A 17,600-nucleotide genomic window follows, 5' to 3' on the forward strand; every position below is an offset into this window, starting at 1 on the left:
TATGACCGCAGATGATTACACCACGGAAGAACTGATGATAACCGCCATCGCCCGCGAACTGCGCGATGACGAGCTGGGTTTTGTCGGCCTGGGCACCGCCGCCCGCGCCTTTACCCTGGCGGTGGGCATCCCCATCGCCGCCGCGCGCCTGGCGCAGATCCGGCACGCGCCCGGGTTCTCCATTTACTGGGGCAACCTGCTGACCCCGTCCCTTGACGCCATTCCCGACGCGCTGCTGCAGGATGCCTATACCCGCTGGCCGGCCGCCGCGTCCCCCGCCGATGTGGGCTATAAAATCGATATGGTGACCCGCGGCCGGTTTGATGTGTCCTTTGAGTCCGCGCCGCAGGTTGATCGTTACGGCAACCTCAATATTACCGCCCTCGGCGGCGGCAGCCCGCCGAAAACCAGGCTGGTGGGCTGCCTGGCGCAAACCGAGCACCTGGCTTTTATCAAACGCCCGATTATCGTCACCGATCTGTCCCGGCGCGGGTTTGTGCCGAAGGTGGATTTTATCACAAGCGTCGGGTATCTCGACGGCGGCGACAGCCGCCGGGCGCTCGGCCTGCCCGGCCCGGGTCCCAGCCTGTGCGTAACCGACAAAGCCATTTTCGATTTCCATCCGGCGTCGAAAATGATGCGTTTACGCTCGATACATCCGGGTTTTACCCTGGAGCAGGTGCTGGACAATATGGGGTTCGAGCCGGTTATTGAAGGCGAGCCCCGGCCAACCGCGCCGCCGACGGCGGAAGAGGTGCATTTGATTCGCAAGGTGATCGATCCGCACGGCACGCTGTTCCAGCCAGGATCGGTTTAACCGGATTATCGCGCCGGTTCCGGCCTGGAACCGGCCGGGGAATAGCGCGCGGAATATGGCCCCTGACGCCGCCGGTTAGTCCGCTTTGGCCGGCCCGGTGGACCCGCGCACGATAAGCTTCATCGGGAAGATTTTCTTTTTAGGCTTGGGCGTGCTTTTCTGGCGGATCATTTTCATCAGCAGCGTGCTGGCCGCCGCGCCCATTTCACGCCGCTGCAGGGCAATGGTGGTCAGGTTGATGGGCGAAAACGACGCCATCTCGATATCATCCAGGCCGATTAACGAAAAATCGGCCGGTATGGCCAGTCCCGCCTCATGGGCGGCATTCATCACGCCGATGGCGCTCATATCATTGGCCGCCAGTATCGCGGTGGGCCGCGGGTCCATGGCGAAAAACCGTTTGGCGGCCCGGTACCCGCCCATGACATGGTAATCGCCCTGTACCACATAGCCGGGCGGCACCGGCAGCCGATGCGCCGCCATGGCCTGGAGGTAGGCCTCATAACGTTCGTCGGCGGTGGAGGAGTCGCCGGGGCCGCGAATCAGGCCGATACGCCGGTGGCCAAGGCCGGCCAGGTGCTTCACCGCCGCGCCGATGCCTTCCTCGTTATTGGCGCCGACATAGGTGTCTTCATGCGCAAGCGATCGGCGTTGCAGCAGCACGTAGGGCGTATCGCCCGCCAGCAGTTCCCTGACCTCCGGCTGCCCGCAGTGCTGCGACAGCAGCACCAGGCCATCCACCCGACGGTCAAGCAGCACGCGCATCTGCTCGAGCTGTTTTTCCAGCCTGCCGTCGGTGTTGCACACCAGCAGGCTGCATTGTTCTTGATCGGCCACATCCTCGATGCCGCGCAGGAAATCCGGCGACGACGGGTTGGCCACGTCGGCCAGCAGCACGCCCAGCGTAAAAGTGCGGCGCATGCGCAGGGACCGCGCCACCACCGATACCCGGTAGCCCAGCCGGTCGGCCGCCGCCTGTACTTTCAGCCGGGTGTCCGCCCTGACATTGTCCTTGCCGCTCAGCGCGTTGGATACCGTGGACAGGGCAACCCCCGCTTCGCGGGCCACATCATGGATGGAGACTTTGTTAGTCGATGACGGGCGCTTACCTGGCGCCGATTTTTTTGCCATTCAATCCGAACCTTGCACCCTTAAGCGAGATGAGTCGGGAAACCTTCGTGAACGTTATTGTACCGTCGCGCCCGCTTAAAAAAACGTTTTTATTCACATAATCAGAGATATCCCCGCGCCAGGCCCCGGCGGTCAGGCCGGCCCCGTGCTCGCCGCCGGAGCGACCCGCCCGCAGCGGCGCCGGCGTGAAAGCAGAAAACCGTTAAACGAAGCGCGCCGGGGCGATAGCATCCGGCCGGTGTCGGCGCGCCGCGCCTTCGCCCCGGGACACGTGACTAGCGCGTTTTCAGCAGGTACGATTCGGCGTTACCTTTATGCTTTTTTACCGGCATCATATCGCTGTTCAGATCGCGCCCGAGCGTTTCACCCGCCCCGAGGGCGCACAGCGCGGTAATCAGGCCGCAGACGATAATCATCAGGGCTATGGGCCAGAATGCGCCGCCGGCCCAGGCCACCAGCACGGTGGCGACCGCGGGGGTAAAGCCGCCGAAGATACCGGCAATCTGCGAGCCGACGGAGACGCCGGTATAACGTACTTCGGTGGAAAACAGTTCCGACAAATAGCAGGGTTCGATACTGTACATCGACCCGACAATAAAACTGTAGGCCAGCACCAGACCGGCATAAATACCCCAGATATTGCCGGTGTTGATCAAGTAGTAAAACGGATAGGCCAGCAGGCACGAACCCAGGGAGCCGATGAGGAATACCGACCGGCGGCCGATTTTATCGGAAAGCAGTCCCCACAGCGGGAAGGTAATAATCCCCGACGCCGCCGCAATCATGACGCCGAGTAACACCGTATTGCCCTGCATGCCAAAGTGAGAGGTGCAATATTGCAAGACAAAACTAATAACCAGGTAACCCACCACGCTTTCACTGACGCGCAGCCCGGCCGCCAGGAAAATCTGTTTGGGAAACTTTTTAAATACCACCACGATGGGCAGCTTATTTTTCTCGCGTTCCGCCTGCACTTTGCGAAACATCGGCGGTTCCTGGATTTTCAGGCGGATAAAGATGCCCACGAACATCAGCAAAATACTGGCGAGGAAAGGAATGCGCCAGCCCCAGTCCAGGAAGATGTCCTTCGGCAATGACGAGGCCAGCGCAAACGCCATGGTCGAGACCAGTACGCCGAATACGTTGCCCAACTGGACAAAGGTGCCGTAAAAGCCGCGCCGGTTCGGCGGCGCGTATTCGATCATCATGGTGGTGGCTCCGCCCCACTCGCCGCCCACCGCCAGCCCCTGGATTAACCGGGTTATCACCAGCAGGATGGGCGCGGCCACGCCGATGGTTTCATAGGTGGGCAACAGGCCGATGACCACGGTCGCGCCGCCCATAATGGTCACCGAGGCCAGCAGCATCGCCTTGCGCCCGATCGTATCGCCGAAATGGCCGAATATTACGGCGCCGATGGGGCGCGTAATAAAGGCCACGCCCAGCGTGGCGAACGAAACGATAGTGGCGACGGTGGGCGGCATATCGCTGAAAAACAGATGGGGAAATACCAGCCCCGCCGCCGCGCCATAAATAAAGTAGTCATAAAATTCGATAAAAGTGCCAATCAGGCTGGCAAACGCCACACGCGACAATTCCTTTTTATTTATTTTCTCCGCCGCGGGCTGTTGCGCGGTTTCGTTCGTTACGTTAGTCATATAACCTCCGTCAGGAGCTATTAGTGTAGGGTTGTTTTTATGCGCGCGGTTTCCCGCACGCTTTATAGAGCGTGATGACAATAAAAATAAAGATGTGCCGTTAACTACCGCTAACGGCGTTATGCGTTATGTGCTTTATCGGCGCTTGCCCACCCCACGGCGGTCATGTCTCCATGCTGGTTCTCGGCCCAGACATGGAAGGTCACCCGTTGCCCGACGATGTCCTGGACCACGGCTTTGCAGGTGATACGGTCGGCACGATAGACCGGTTTGATATAGGCCATTTTTATCCAGCCCGAGGTATGCCACGACGGGCCGATGAAACCGGCCAGCATTTCCGCCACCCAGCAGGTTTCCATCATGCCCTGGGCCAGGGTGTCGCGAAAACCGGCCTTAAGCGCCACCTCGATATCGGTATGGATGTTGTACCACTGGGTATTGCCGCCGGAGAACACCGTCATTTGCCCCTGTTCCGGGCATTTGGTGAGCGGCGTAACCGGCGTGCCGGGGCGCAGCGCGGCGTCCGCTTTCGCCGCGGGCGTCACATGCGCGGGCCAGTGCGGTTCGATATGGCCCGGCGCGGGCGCGGCGCGGGACCCGCCGGCGCCCAGTTGGATATTGTCCGGAATGCGCATGATCTCGGTGCTGATCTGGCGCACGTAGAGTTCGCCGGTATCGGCGTCGCGGGCCTCGGTATCAAACACGGTATAGCCCTTGCCGCGCTTCATATATTTATCGGTGTATTTGCCGGTGTAACGCAGCCCGGCGTTTAGCGGAACCGGGTTCACAAACCAGATCTCTTCCTTTTGATGCAGCCCCACCGTGCGGCTGGGATCGTAAACGCTGCAGAACAGGGCCACCAGATCGCGGCCCAGCATGGCGGCCGGCACGTACGGCCCGGACGCGGGGCAATAGTCCGCGCTGTAGTCGTCCAGGGCAAAACAGGCGCGGCGGCGATAGGCTTCATCCGCCGTTACCGCCAGCGGGCCGATTAATTCGCCGACCACCACATTTTCATAGGTCGGATCCCGAAGTTCAGGGTTGATACGGGCCATATAATCCTCCTCCTGGCGGCGTTTACGCCTTGTGGGTATGGGTGATGCCGCACCACTCGGCCAGCACTTCGCCGGTATGCTCCCCCACCAGCGGCGGCGGACGGCGGATCATGCCGGGCGTGTCCGACAGGCCGACGGTAACGCCATGGGTGGTATAGACGCCGGCGGTGGGATGCGTAATGTCCACCAGTTGGTTGCGCGCCCTGAGCTGCGGATTCTCCAGCACCTCGTCAATGGTGGCGACCTTGGAGCAGGGCACGCCGGCCAGATCCATCCTTGCCACGACGTCCTCTGCGGTATGGTTTTTTATCCAGTCCGCCACCACCCCGTCGATGGCGCGGTAGTTTTCCAGGCGCGCGTGATAGGTGCTGAAGCGGTCATCCGCCAGCAAATCGGCGCGCTCCATGGCCTGCGCCAGGCGGCCGAACAGCGTATCGGTGCCGGCGGACAGGTAAATCCAGGCGTCGTCGCCGGTCTGGTAGCTGTTTACCGGCGCGGAGAAACGATCGAGATTGCCGATGCGCGACATGGTGCTGCCAAGCTGGGCCTGTTCCGGGATGGCTGAAATCAGCATGCTGATGGCGCTGTCGAGCAGGCAGGCCTCCACCAGCTGCCCGCGCCCGGTCAGGTGACGGGCGTTCAGCGCCGCCAGCGTGCCGATGGTGGCGTAAAGGGCGGAGGCATAATCCACCATAAAGGTGCCGGACATGGTCGGCGGACCGTCGGGCTGGCCGCAAATGCTCATCAGGCCGCTCATCGCCTGGGCGATGGCGTCAAAGCAGGGACGCTGCGCCAGCGGGCCGGTTTGGCCGAACCCGGAGATGCGTACCATGATCAGGCGCGGGTTGAGTTGTTTCAGGGCTTCCCACCCGCAGCCCATTTTTTCCATGGTGCCGGGGCGAAAGTTTTCGATCAGCACATCGGCCGCGGCGATCAGCTGCCGCAGCTGTTCCTGGTCTTGCGGGTCGCGAAAATCCAGCGCCAGGCTGCGCTTATTGCGGTTGAACGACAGGAAATAGAGGCTTTGTCCGTTTAGCTGCGGCTTGTTCTGGCGCGTGTCCTCCCCCTTGCCCCGCCGCTCGACTTTTACCACGTCCGCGCCCAGATCGGCCAGTTGCATGGCGCACAGGGGACCGGCGATAAAACGCGACAGGTCGAGCACTTTCAGTCCTTCCAGGGATCCTGGCATCATGACACCTCCTGAGGGATTGCCGCATGGCCGGCGGCGGCGTGCACCAGACAGGCAAAAGCCACCATGCCGGGATCGTCCAAACCGATGGAACGTTCGGCGAACATGCGCGCGCGGCCGATTTTATTGGGTTTTTGCCGGTATTCTTCCAGCGTGGCGCGCACCGCGCCGACGGCAAGGGCGTGATAATCGTCGCCCGGCGCCGCCGCCTGCAGCGCCCGGCGCACCGCATCCAGCGGGTCCAGCACCGTTTTATCGCCAAGGCTTGCGCCGCCGCGCGCCATCAGCGCCGCCAGCACCGCCTCCAGCAAAGGCGCGATATCCTCGCGCCGCAGCGTGGTTTTGCCGGCGCATTGTTGCGCCGCGGTCAGCAGCGCCACCCCCAGCAGGGTGCCAAAGCTTGATCCCGAGGCGCGCACGCAGGCCATGGCCGCGGCCTGGAATACCGGGGCGATATCCGCGGGCGCCGCCGCCAGGGCCTGGTCGGTTAACCGCGCGCATTTCTCAAGGGTCGCCCCCAAATCGCCGTCGCCCAAACGGCCGTCCAGCTCGTTAAGCCTGGGCGAGACCTCGCGGATTTTGGCGGTACATCGCGTCAACAGCGCAATCAATTCCTGATTGGTCATCAGAGATTACTCCAGTAGGGACAATGGGCCGGCTCCAGCAGCAGGGATTCAAGTTCCCGGTCCAGCCTGATGAGAGACAATGACATGCCGGCCATTTCCATCGAGGTGGCATAACGGCCGGTGCGGGGCGCCACGACCTGGATGCCCTGGTCACGCAGGCGCCGGTCTACATGGCGATACAGTATAAACAACTCTTCCAGCGGCGTGGCGCCGAGGGAATTGACCATGACCGACACCCGGTCGCCGGCGGCGAAACCGCCGTCCTGAATCAGCGTATCCAGCATTTCACCCACCATTTCATCGGCGCTTAGCAGCGGGCCGCGGCGGATGCCCGGCTCGCCGTGGATGCCCATGCCGATTTCCATCTCGTCGTCGCCCAGCGTAAAGGTCGGTTTGCCCGCCTCCGGTACGGTACAAGACGACAGCGCCACGCCGAGCGTGACCGTGTTGTCCAGGGCGCGCGCGGCGACGGCGGCGACGGATTCCAGCGTGGCGCCGGGCTGCTCGGCCCTGGCACCGGCAATTTTATAGGCATAAACCAGGCCGGCGACGCCGCGGCGTTTGTGCCGTTCCGCGCGCGGCGCGCTGCCGGCGTCGTCGGCGGCCAGCACCGTCGCCGTGCGGATATTTTCCGCCGCCAGCATCTCGGCGGCCATGGCGAAATTCATCTTGTCGCCGCCGTAATTGCCGAACAACAGCAGCACGCCCTGGCCGGTATCGGCGGCGCGAATGGCGTCCATGCAGTCCATCACGGCGGGGCCGGCAAACACGTTACCCACCGCGCAGGCATCCAGCAGGCCTTGGCCGACATAACCGGCAAACAAAGGCAAATGCCCGCTGCCGCCGCCGGAAACAATCGCCACTTTATCTTTTTTGACGCCGGCGTTGCGCACCACGACCCGGCCCTCTTCCCCTATCTGCCGATAGAGGTGGGGATGCGCCAGGCACATGCCCGCCAGCGCCTCATCGGCATAGGCGTCGGGGGAGTTCAGTATTTTTTTCATAGCGTCTCTCCGCCTGTCAGTAATCCAGGTTCTTTTGCCCGTCGAACATCGTCACCGGGGGGTAGGCGCGCTGTTCGGTAATCACATCGATAACGGTGGTGTTATCGGCGCTGAAGGCGTGTTTCAGGGCCGGTAAAAAATCAGCGGGATTCTCGATACGCACCCCCTCGCAGCCGCAGGCGCGGGCAATGGCGGCATGGTCCACCGGCTTGAAATCACAGGCGTCGGAATAATCGCCGAACAGCGTTTTCTCCGCGTGTTTTTCGTAGCCGAGGATTTCATTATTCAGCACCACCAGCACCACATTGGCCCCCATGCGCCGGGCGGTTTCCAGCTCCGACCATACATGGGCGAAACCGCCGTCGCCCACCAGCGCGAAGACCGGCGCCTCGGGACGGGCGATCTTGGCGCCCACCGCATAGGGAAATCCCCACCCCAGGCCGGCCAGGCCGCGCGGGGTAACAAACCGGGCGCCGACGGCGCGCGCCTTGAGAAAATTGGCCACCCAGATCGAGGAATAGCTGGCGTCGGAGACCACGATCGTCTCCGGCGTTAAGAGGGAATCCAGATCGAGCATCAGGCGTTCCGGGCGAATCGGGCGGGCGTTGAGATCCAGGGTTTGCTGCACCTCCGATTGCCAGGTTTCATGGGCGGCGGCAATCCTGGCGGCAATGGCGGAACGGGCGCCGCGGCGTTTGCCGAGATCCTGCCGTTTCATGGCCGCCGTCAGCGCCTGCAGGGTCAGTTTGGCGTCGCCCACCAGACGCAGCGCGTCGTAGTTGCGGCCCACTTCCTGGCTGTCGATATCCAGGTGGATATATTTGGCCTCCTGCGGATACAGGCTCCAGCTATCGGTGCCGTTCTGGTTGGTGCGGTTGCCAATCAGCAGGATGACATCGGCGCCGGCCACCATATCGCGCAAATGGCGGGTACGGCCGCGCGCGCCCATAAAATACCCGACCACGCCCAACGAAAGCTCATGGTCCTCGCTGACCGCCCCTTTGCCCATGGCGGTGGTGGCCACCGGCAGGCAGGCCGCATCCTGCAGCGCCGCAACCTCCCGGGCGGCATCGGAAATATGCACGCCGCCGCCGGCGATAATCAACGGCGCCGCGGCCCCGGCCAGCAGGCGCGCCGCTTCTTCAATCGCCTCGGGCGCGGCCACCGTGCGATCCAGCGGAAAATGCCCGAGCGAGGAGGCATGCCGGCGGGGATGTTGCGGCGCGGCCTCGTTAAACAGATCGATGGGAACGATAATCACCACCGGGCCGGGACGGCCCGACGCGGCGGCGGTAAACGCCATGTCGATATAATCATCAAGCCGGTCGATGTCGGTAACGCGGCGCGTCCACTTCGACACGCCTTTAAACAAATCGAGATGGTCCAGTTCCTGGAACGCGTTTTTATCGGTCATTTTGCGATGCACATCCTGCACCACCGCCACCACCGGCACCGAGGCCTTATAACACTCCGCCAGCCCGGCCACCAGCAGGGTGGCCGCCGGACCATTTTGCGCGGTGACCACCGCCACCTTATGGGACAGGCGCGCATAAGCGTCCGCCATATACGTACCGGCGTTTTCCGCACGATAGCCCACCTGGCGGATACCGTATTCCGGCGTGGCCAAAAACAGCGCGGCCGGAATGCTTTGGCCAAAAATCACCTCCACGCCATGGCGTTTCAGCGCGGCGGCGAAGATATGCGCCCCGGTCCTGCGCTGCCCTGTGTTTTTCCCGCTACCTTCTGTGTCCATGCATGACTCCCCTTCGTTGTTTCCGCGCTCCCCGTTATCCAGACCTCAATCAAGGTTAACAGAGTGGCAACCAAGCCGTAACATAGCGCCAGCCTCCCATAAAAACGTTTCTAATAAAAACGTTTTTATTAGGATTTGTGGGACAGGATCACAGAATAAACACTTTCAGAAATACCGAAAAAACATTAACCCATTGTTTTAAATTAATTTATTAATTCAATGGTTTTTTAGGAAGGAGGCGGGGCAGCCTTGCGCGCCGGCAAGCCGCCTTATCACCGCTGGCGCGCCATCGCCCGGTCAGCTATCCGGTTTTTTTGCGTCCGACAGATAGATTTCCGCCATGGCATAGCTGCCGTTACCCGGCGAACCGGCGCTAAACTCGCCGATATCGTGAAAAACCAGCAGCCGGTCAAAAGCATTATTAAATTGGAGCACCATCTGCTTTTGTTTGGGATAGCTGATGCCCGCCAGATTAAACAGTGCCTCGGGCACGCTTACGCCGCCAAGAGAAATGCCCACGCCGGCGTTATTCTCATCATCGATACGGTATATTTCAATGTAACCGTCGGAGAAACCAACCGCGACCAGCGCATTCAACGCTGAGAACGCGACGCTGACCACCTTGCCCAGGCGAAAGTTCTCCAGGTTGAAAGGCCGTCCGCGCCGCAGTATCAAGCGGTTATCGGTAACGGTATCGATCAGCATTATCTCATGCTGGCGTAATTGGCTATCGTGCCCGCTATAACCGAGAAAACGCTGGTCGGGGGAGACGAAATCCGGCTGGTAACCTTCAGGCGCGCGCCAGCGGGGTTGCGGGTCATCCTGCAAGGACCAATAATGTTGCCGCGGTACAAACAGCTCGCCCCGATCGGTAACCCACCATGCCCGGCCATGGGCCACCGAACCGGTAACAACGACTTCCCTCGAATAAGCAATATCCGCCTCCCCGGTCCGCGCGCCCATGGCCGGCATGGCGTAAAACAGCGCGCGCTGCGTTATCGGTGCGCTGAAGTGAAGCACCACCACCGTGGCGCCGTCGGGAGAAACGATAATATCATCCACCGGCTGGCGGCTGTCATTGCGCAATAAGCGTCTTTTAACGCCGTCGGGTGTTTGCGCCCAGAGATGATCCGCTTCATCACACCAGAACACCGGCTGCTGTGTTTCCGCCAGGGCATGTTTGGTCACCGTCGTCCGCTGCGGGTCCTCAAACAGCGGCAGCCAACGACGGAATCCGTCCTCGCTGACGAGTTCCTGTATGGCTATCCGGTCGACAAACAGCCGTATGACAAATTTTTTTTCCTGGTGCGGCCCCGCCGGAACCGGTGTATGGCTGACAATAAACAGCATGGGCTCCGGCCCTTCGGCAATCAGGACTGGCGCCGGGAAACCCCATTCCTGTCCCGCCAACTGCGCCAACTGCCGGCTTGCCAGCAGGCTCTCTCCCTCGTTACGCCGGCCGCAGGCCGTCGCCACGTTTTCCAGCGTGGCCCAGAGTGCCAGGGGATGGAAGTCGGCAATCCACTCCATCGGCAGGCGGTCGTCTTTCCTGAACGCGCGCAGCGCTACGCTTGAAGCATGCAAAAGCTCCGATCGGCGATGAGGATCAAGACGAAGCAGCAGCGCCACCTGGCGCAGACGACCGCCAAGATGCGATTGCCGCGCGGGAGAAAGGCCGTCAGTCATGTTGCCCGGCTGGCATAACGCCGCCAGGGTGGGGTATTTTTTTTTCGCAAAGGCGCGAACGGCAAGCTTTTCAAACCGGGAAAGGAATTCGTCGTCTCCCTGGCCCGGCAGGTGAAAAGACGACCGGAGGACGGACAGCTCAAAACTTCCGGTGAACAATTCATAGCGTAAGGTCCATACGCCCTCATGGCTATCCCCTTCCTCCCCCGGCAGACCATGGTAATACGCGCCGGCGGGCGTGATGGATAAAAACCGATCGCCGTTTTTCAGGAACATGCGTTTACCGTAGCGGAAAGCGCCGTTGAAAAGCGGCGGCTGCAGGATATCGCCGGGGAATGCCCGGGCGGACGGCGGGATAGCGTCCATTTTCCGGCGCAAATCCTCGCCGATCCGGTGGGAATTGAGCCGATCGAGCGGCGAGGCAAAAACAAAATCAGCCTCGTCGGGAAGATACGCCACGCGAAAAGCCGGCGCTGCTGCGTTTCGCGGATGACGCAACAGGAAGGTGGCGGCATTCTTTTCCGGCGCAAGGAGAAATTTTGCCTCGCCGATTGCCACATCCAGGTGTGCGTCATCGTAAATATTGGCGGCGAATCCGGAAATTTCCCCCTCATCATCCAGCCGGTAATCCGTCAATAATTGACGCCACGTGCGCAGGCTGCGCGATCCCGTATCCCGTTTACGGCGTCCTGGCAACTGCATCAGGCGCAGCCTAAAAGTCCTGTCGTCAGCGCCGCGATCAATCATCGAGATAAAATCTCCGGCCGCGGGGGGAGAGATATGCCATTCATCGGTATTATCCGCCGGCATCAGAATGCCGCTGTCATGGGCGAAGGCCCAGCGCCGGCCATTGATTTCAAATAGCACCCACCGATTGCCAACATATTCGACCTGATAAATAGGATGCACCACCACCAGGTTTATCGGTAAGGTGGTGTTAAGCAACCAGACAAAATGTCCCTCCTGCGCCTGGGAGATATTGGCGGCCTTTTCAATCTTGAAGTCCGGATGGCGATAGGTCTCCAGCCGGCATTGCGCATCGCCGGTATAGATGCAGTAATATTTTTTATAGATGCCGAACCGGCTCTGCAAATCCAACTGGGAAAACATTAATTCGCCGTGGGGCATGCGCTCGCCGGTCTGCGCCGCCACCATGCTGCTGTTTTGTATCTGCAATACCAAATAGGAAATCCCTTTCACATTGATGGTAAGGGGTGTATCTGCCTGGTCCCCATAGGTCAATTGATATTTCTGGGTAGCATTGATAGAGACGTACTGAGGGATTTTCCCGGTGATTTTGGCCAGGCTAGACCGCCATGGTATCAGCCCAACCGCTGTTCTGCCGAGCACCGCAAGGTAGACCCCTTTGGTCAGGAGACTCAGCGATCGCAGCGCGGCAAAACCGGGGTCGAAGCTTTTCAACACCTCTTTGCCCATCACATCCATAAATCCCGCGAGTTGCGTTTGGGCGGCCGTGACGCCGCCGGCAATTTGTGTCGAGGCCGGCACCCTGTTGGCGAAAATTTCCCGCTCCGATGCGATGAACCTCGGTCCGCCCAGTGTTTCGGCGGCGCCGATAGCCGCCTCCCGGTACAGGCCCAGACCGGCTTTTACCCCGACAAATATCAGCGGCAACCCCACCAGCGCGCCGTCCACCAGACAATGTGTAAAGGCGGATTGTTGCTGGCCCGCGATAAGAGAATTTACACAGGTGTAAAAGGGAATAAACATGCCGGCCGCCTTATCCAAAATGCGGGGAAAAGGCGACTCGATGGCCTGATAGCCCTGTTCATAAATTTTTTGCCGATAGGATTGGTAGTGAATTTCGGCATAACGCTCCAGGAAAACCGCCAGTGTTTCATTTCGTTGTTTTAGGGGCGCGTTGTGATTCAGGACCGCGAGCGAAAATCGGAAGTGCGGCAGCAATCCCGGCGCCGGCCAACCCTCCATAAAGGGTTTCAGTGCCTCAAGATGGGCATTGTCATAAACAATCCTGCGCAACAGGTAGCCCTGTTCCGTGGTCCGCAACGCAAACAGCCGGCGCTCATGGGTCAGCCGGGCCTGGAAAAAAAACGTATCGGATTTACCCACATTTTGTACGGGCACGCTGGAATAAAACATGTCCGGCACGCGCCGGATGCGCTCCAGTTTCGCAATCACCCAGTCTATGCCGGCATGTTCCAGAAACGCCACGTCCACTGACTGGAGGAGGTGATCATGAAAATCGCTGGGCAGAAAGGCCGCAGCCAGAAGGGCGCCATCCAGGATTTTGATTTTATTGGAAAAATTTTCCACTTCCTGGCGATAAAAGGCATCGAGATCCGGTATGGTCGTACCGTTTTCAGCACATTGCTGGCCGGCAGGCCGGATCATCAGTTGCCGTACCGGATTCTGCTCATAATAGCGAAAATGCCTGGCAGCCGGAGCATGTTTCCTTGACAGTGGAAGCGAAGCCGATCCGCAATACTGCCTGAGCAATTCCTCCGCGGCGCCCTGACGGGTACGCCATGCCGGGCGTTGGTAATCCGCCTGGTAATCGCTGACGCTGTCGTACAGGCGCTGGGCGATAATATGCCTGTTTTCTAATTCTTCTTTGAGAAGCGCGAAAGCAGGATCCAGCGTTTCATTAACGACTATCTGCCCAAGGTCCAGCTCCGGCCGAGCACGCAGGTAATACAGCAGCAGGCCCAGATGAAACGTTGGTTCCACGCCGGTTGCCAGTAATCCTTGCCGGAAAAGAGCGACCAGCCCCAAGCCCAATTCCATCATGGAAAAAGGAGAGGTGGCGTTAAGGTTGTCCATATCTTTCAGCGCGATAGACCTGGCGCCGAATTGTATTAACGTCCAGGTCAGGCTGCCGACCCAAAGGTTATCCAGATCGAGAAAAAAGGGATAATCATTTTTGTGCCACGCCTGCCCTTCCGTCAGGGTATAAAGGCTGTTGAGGTATAGAACAGGAATTTCCGCCGCTTCATAATTTTTCCGCCATAACCGTTCACCTGTCTCGAAGCCCTCGGCGTAGGGCCAGGTTCGTACTACCGCGGCAAACTCTTTTTGCGTCACCTGACGATTTACCGCAAATAATTTTGCCATGCGCAGGGGGATGCTTTCTTCCTGGTAGATAAGCCGGCACAGCATTTGCCCGACCAGGCCGCGTTGTTGCAACGAGCTGAGCGTTTCCCCCCGACGCTCGCCGTAGAGATTGCTGCCGGAAAGCGCCATGCGGGCAATATCCGGTATCAGGGAAGGCTGCCGGGCGACGACGTCGAGCAACTTTGCCGCCAGTTGCAGATCGCCGCAGGTTTCCGGGTCGAGACTCGCCGTTGCGTTTCTGTTGAGAAACAGTGCCAGGAGATAGAATCTATCGGTCCTGATCCGCCGCGAATCCGGTTTCGCCGCGCGTTTAACCTTGCCGCCTTGCGGCAGGCCTAAGAGACGCTGACCCCGGCGCGGCGTAGCGGACATTACGCAAAGCGTATTCCCGCCGCGCAAGGGGGTTGCCCACAACGCCTCCTTCCCCATGACGGGAGACGCCATCAGCAAAGCATAAGCGAGTCTGTGCCACAGGTTTTTGGGCGCTGTCGGCGTTAATGATTCCTCCGCCCCGCAGTGATGAGCGCGCTCCGTATTTAATTGCGCCGCCCGCTGGAAAAGATCGTCGCCGGTTATGGAAGTATTATCTTCCTTTAAATTATTAATCGATGAATAAGCAAAAATAAAAGCATTACTAATATTATTATGCAACAACCGTTCATGATGGCGTGAATGATTTGATGGTGGTATTGTATCGCCGACGCCGCTTACCATAATGGATACCTTTCCCCATGTCACCTGTTGCTTTGAGTATCTGCCGATAATGATGTGTTAATAAAATAAATTTAAAATATATACTAAATTAAAAAATTAAATTTTTTATCACTTATTCAATTCAATAATAATTATTTCTATATGCGAAAGATATAACACCGCTGCATTCAAGTTTGGCGAATAAAGAACATGCTTGAAAGATATTTATCGCTAAAGATATTTTTCTGTCCCGATGCGCCTGGCGCGCCCTATCGGTGCGGGTCGCCTCCTTGCGCCGCCCTGCTCCTATACTACATAGTCTAACCGGCGCCGGTGATGTCGCGCCTGGGTTCGTCGCCCGCCGGGCCTTCCGCCAGCGTCAGCACCGCCTCCAGATAAGCCCGGATCGCCGCCGCCACGTCCGCCATGGCGACCGCTTCATCGGGATGGTGGCTTATTCCCCGGTCGCAGCGCACGAACAGCATGCCCACCGGCCAGCGTTGCGCCACGGCGATGGCGTCATGACCGGCGCCGCTGGGCAATAACGGGCTTTTTTGCTGCACGGCCTGCACGCTGCCGGCCAGCACGGCTTGCAGGCGTCGATCGCAGGGCGTGGCGTCGATGCGGTAAAACTCCTCGCTGCCGAAGGCACAGGCGTGCTGCCCGGCGATAGCGGCGGCACAGTCCAGCAGGCCGGCAAGCAATGCCGCCAGCGCGCGGTCGTCGGGGCCGCGGACATCCAGCGTTAGCCGGACCTCGCCCGGGATCACGTTTACCGCGCCCGGCAGGCAGTGCAGCTCGCCCACCGTCGCCACCATCTCCGGGCCGTGGGCGGCGACGATATCGTTGATGCGCGCTATCCAGCGCGCGGCGGTATTCAGCGCGTCCGCGCGGTTTGCCATCGGCACGGTGCCCGCATGCCCGGCCGAGCCGGTAAAGCGGCAGTTCAGGCGCCTGGCGCCGTTAATGGCCGAGACCACGCCCAGCGCCAGTCCCGCATTTTCCAGGCAGGGCCCCTGCTCGATATGCAGCTCCAGGTAAGCGCTGAAGGCTGCTTTCTCCCGTTTGGCCCGGCCGATAAGTCCCGCATCCAGCCCGGCGGCGCGCAGCGCCTGGGCGACGCTTATCCCTTCGGCGTCGCGCCGCTCCAGCCAGTCCGGCGGCCAGGTGCCGGTAAGGCCCCGGCTGCCGAGCAGGGCGATGCCGAAGCGCGTGCCCTCCTCGTCGGCAAAAGCGATGACCTCAATCGCCATCGGCAACCGCAGCCGGTGCTGGTACAGGTAATGCACCACCTCCAGGGCGGTGAGCACGCCCAGCATACCGTCGTAGCGCCCCGCGTTGCGCACCGTATCCAGATGGGAACCGAGCAGGATGGCCGGCAGCGCCGGCTGCAACCCCTCGTAACGGCCGCACAGGTTGCCGACCTCGTCCTGCCAGACACGCATCCCTATCGCGCGCATCCATGCGCCGACCTGCAGATTGGCGCGCAGATGTTCCGCAGAAAGATAGACCCGCGTCAGCTCGCCCGGCGTCGCGCTGATTTCCGCCAGCGTATCGCAGCGCGCCATCACCCTGAGCGCGGCGCTGCCGGCCAAATCCGCCGTCATTCTCGGTTGCGTCATTACACCTCCGCCGCGGCTGTGTAATGATCCCAGGCCGCCTGCGTGCCGGCGCCCTGCCCGCTGGCAAAACCCAGCCGGTTCAGCACCGCTTCCAGCGCGGCCAGGGTCTGCATCACGCAATCCTTGCGCGCGTTATAGCCCATGGTGCCGATACGCCAGATCTTGCCGTGCAGCGGGCCGAACGAAGTGCCGATTTCAATGGCGAAATCGTTCAGCAGCAGTTGCCGTACCTGTTCGCCGTTGATGCCGTCGGGTATCACCACCCCCAGCACATTATTCATTTTATGGCGTATATCGCCGAAGACGCCCAGCCCCATGGCTTGGATACCGGCCAGCATCGCCGCGCCGTGCAGTTCATGGCGGGCGATGGCGTTATCCAGCCCCTCCTGCAGCAGGATGCGCGCGCACTCGCGGGCGGCGAACAGCATGCTGGTGGCCTCGGTATGATGATTCAGCCGCTCCGGCCCCCAGTAATCCATGATCATGCCGAGATCAAAATAGTTGGAATAGATCATTTCATCATCGCCGTCCCGATGATCGGCGGTGCGGATCCCCTGCTCCACGCATTTGCGGCGGCGGATCTGCTCTTCAAAGCGCGGGCTCAACGTGACCGGCGCGCTGCCGGACGGGCCGCCGAGGCATTTCTGCAGGCCGGCGGATACCGCGTCCAGGCCCCAGGCGTCGGTGTCCAGACGGTTGCCGCCGAACGAGGCGGTGGCGTCGGTATAAAACAGCGCGCCGTAACGGCGGCAGATATCGCCCAGCTCCGCCAGCGGCTGCAGCATGGTGGTGGAGGTATCGCCCTGCACCGTCAGTAAAACACGCGGACGGATCCGTTTCACGGCGTCCTCGATTTGGCCGGGGCTGAAGACGTCTCCCCAGGGAACCTCAAGGGTGTGTACCTCGGCGCGGCAGCGGCGGGCGATTTCGCATAACAGATGGCCGAAGCGGCCGAATACCGGCACCAGGACCTTATCACCGGGCCGGATAACGGAAAGCAGCACCGCCTCGATGCCGGCGCGCGATGTGCCGTCTACCAGCAGGGTCCAGCGGTTGGCGGTGTTGAACAGCTGGCGGTACAACGCCATCACCTCGTTCATATAGCCGGTCATCGCCGGATCATACTGGCCGATAAGCTGGGCCGACATCGCCCTGAGCACGCGCGGATCGACATTAATCGGCCCCGGCCCCATCAGCAGCCGGGCCGGCGGATTCATCTGGTCATAGCTCGCAATATCCAACATGATTTATCCTTCCGAGAACGCTATTAATC

11 protein-coding genes are annotated in these 17,600 nt (G+C 60.4%); 1 reads left to right on the top strand and 10 read right to left on the bottom strand.

Features of this window, described 5'->3' with window-relative positions; all coding sequences use genetic code 11:
- Nucleotide 1 precedes the first annotated feature (1 nt).
- Nucleotides 2-817, top strand: a complete 816-nt coding sequence (locus tag ABUK12_RS14285; protein WP_410012484.1) for a CoA-transferase subunit beta — start codon at nucleotides 2-4, stop codon at nucleotides 815-817.
- 75 nt (nucleotides 818-892) lie between these two features.
- Here the strand turns inward: ABUK12_RS14285 and ABUK12_RS14290 are convergent, their stop codons facing one another.
- The 10 genes from ABUK12_RS14290 to ABUK12_RS14335 form a co-directional block, all read right to left on the bottom strand.
- Nucleotides 893-1,948, bottom strand: coding sequence for a LacI family DNA-binding transcriptional regulator (locus ABUK12_RS14290; RefSeq protein WP_410012485.1), 1,056 nt, complete (start codon nucleotides 1,946-1,948; stop codon nucleotides 893-895).
- A 275-nt stretch (nucleotides 1,949-2,223) separates the two neighbouring features.
- The gene (locus ABUK12_RS14295) at nucleotides 2,224-3,606 is read right to left on the bottom strand and encodes an MFS transporter (RefSeq protein WP_410012486.1); all 1,383 of its coding nucleotides are present in this window, start codon (nucleotides 3,604-3,606) and stop codon (nucleotides 2,224-2,226) included.
- 119 nt (nucleotides 3,607-3,725) lie between these two features.
- Nucleotides 3,726-4,661, bottom strand: a complete 936-nt coding sequence (locus ABUK12_RS14300; protein ID WP_410012487.1) for a MaoC family dehydratase — start codon at nucleotides 4,659-4,661, stop codon at nucleotides 3,726-3,728.
- A gap of 22 nt (nucleotides 4,662-4,683) precedes the next feature.
- Entirely contained in the window at nucleotides 4,684-5,853 is a 1,170-nt protein-coding gene (locus ABUK12_RS14305) for a CaiB/BaiF CoA transferase family protein (RefSeq protein WP_410012488.1), read from the bottom strand.
- The gene (locus tag ABUK12_RS14310) at nucleotides 5,850-6,476 is read right to left on the bottom strand and encodes a DAK2 domain-containing protein (protein WP_410012489.1); all 627 of its coding nucleotides are present in this window, start codon (nucleotides 6,474-6,476) and stop codon (nucleotides 5,850-5,852) included. The genes ABUK12_RS14305 and ABUK12_RS14310 overlap by 4 nt, the downstream gene beginning before the upstream one ends.
- Nucleotides 6,476-7,480 carry a dihydroxyacetone kinase subunit DhaK gene (locus ABUK12_RS14315; protein WP_410012490.1) on the bottom strand — a complete coding sequence of 335 codons (1,005 nt, stop codon included), beginning with the start codon at nucleotides 7,478-7,480 and terminating at the stop codon, nucleotides 6,476-6,478. Before ABUK12_RS14315 ends, ABUK12_RS14310 begins: the two co-directional genes overlap by 1 nt.
- Nucleotides 7,481-7,496: 16 nt before the next feature.
- A complete protein-coding gene (locus tag ABUK12_RS14320; RefSeq protein ID WP_410012491.1) occupies nucleotides 7,497-9,233 on the bottom strand; it encodes an acetolactate synthase catalytic subunit in 1,737 nt (578 codons plus the stop codon).
- Between the two features lie 297 nt (nucleotides 9,234-9,530).
- Nucleotides 9,531-14,456, bottom strand: a complete 4,926-nt coding sequence (locus tag ABUK12_RS14325) for a hypothetical protein (protein WP_410012492.1) — start codon at nucleotides 14,454-14,456, stop codon at nucleotides 9,531-9,533.
- 569 nt (nucleotides 14,457-15,025) lie between these two features.
- Complete coding sequence (hpxK, locus tag ABUK12_RS14330; RefSeq protein WP_410012493.1) at nucleotides 15,026-16,327, bottom strand: allantoate amidohydrolase; 1,302 nt, start codon at nucleotides 16,325-16,327, stop codon at nucleotides 15,026-15,028.
- Nucleotides 16,327-17,571, bottom strand: coding sequence for a pyridoxal-phosphate-dependent aminotransferase family protein (locus tag ABUK12_RS14335; protein WP_410012494.1), 1,245 nt, complete (start codon nucleotides 17,569-17,571; stop codon nucleotides 16,327-16,329). Before ABUK12_RS14335 ends, hpxK begins: the two co-directional genes overlap by 1 nt.
- Nucleotides 17,572-17,600: the final 29 nt, after the last annotated feature.

This window comes from Sodalis sp. C49 (assembly GCF_046352915.1).
Taxonomy (GTDB): domain Bacteria; phylum Pseudomonadota; class Gammaproteobacteria; order Enterobacterales; family Enterobacteriaceae; genus Acerihabitans.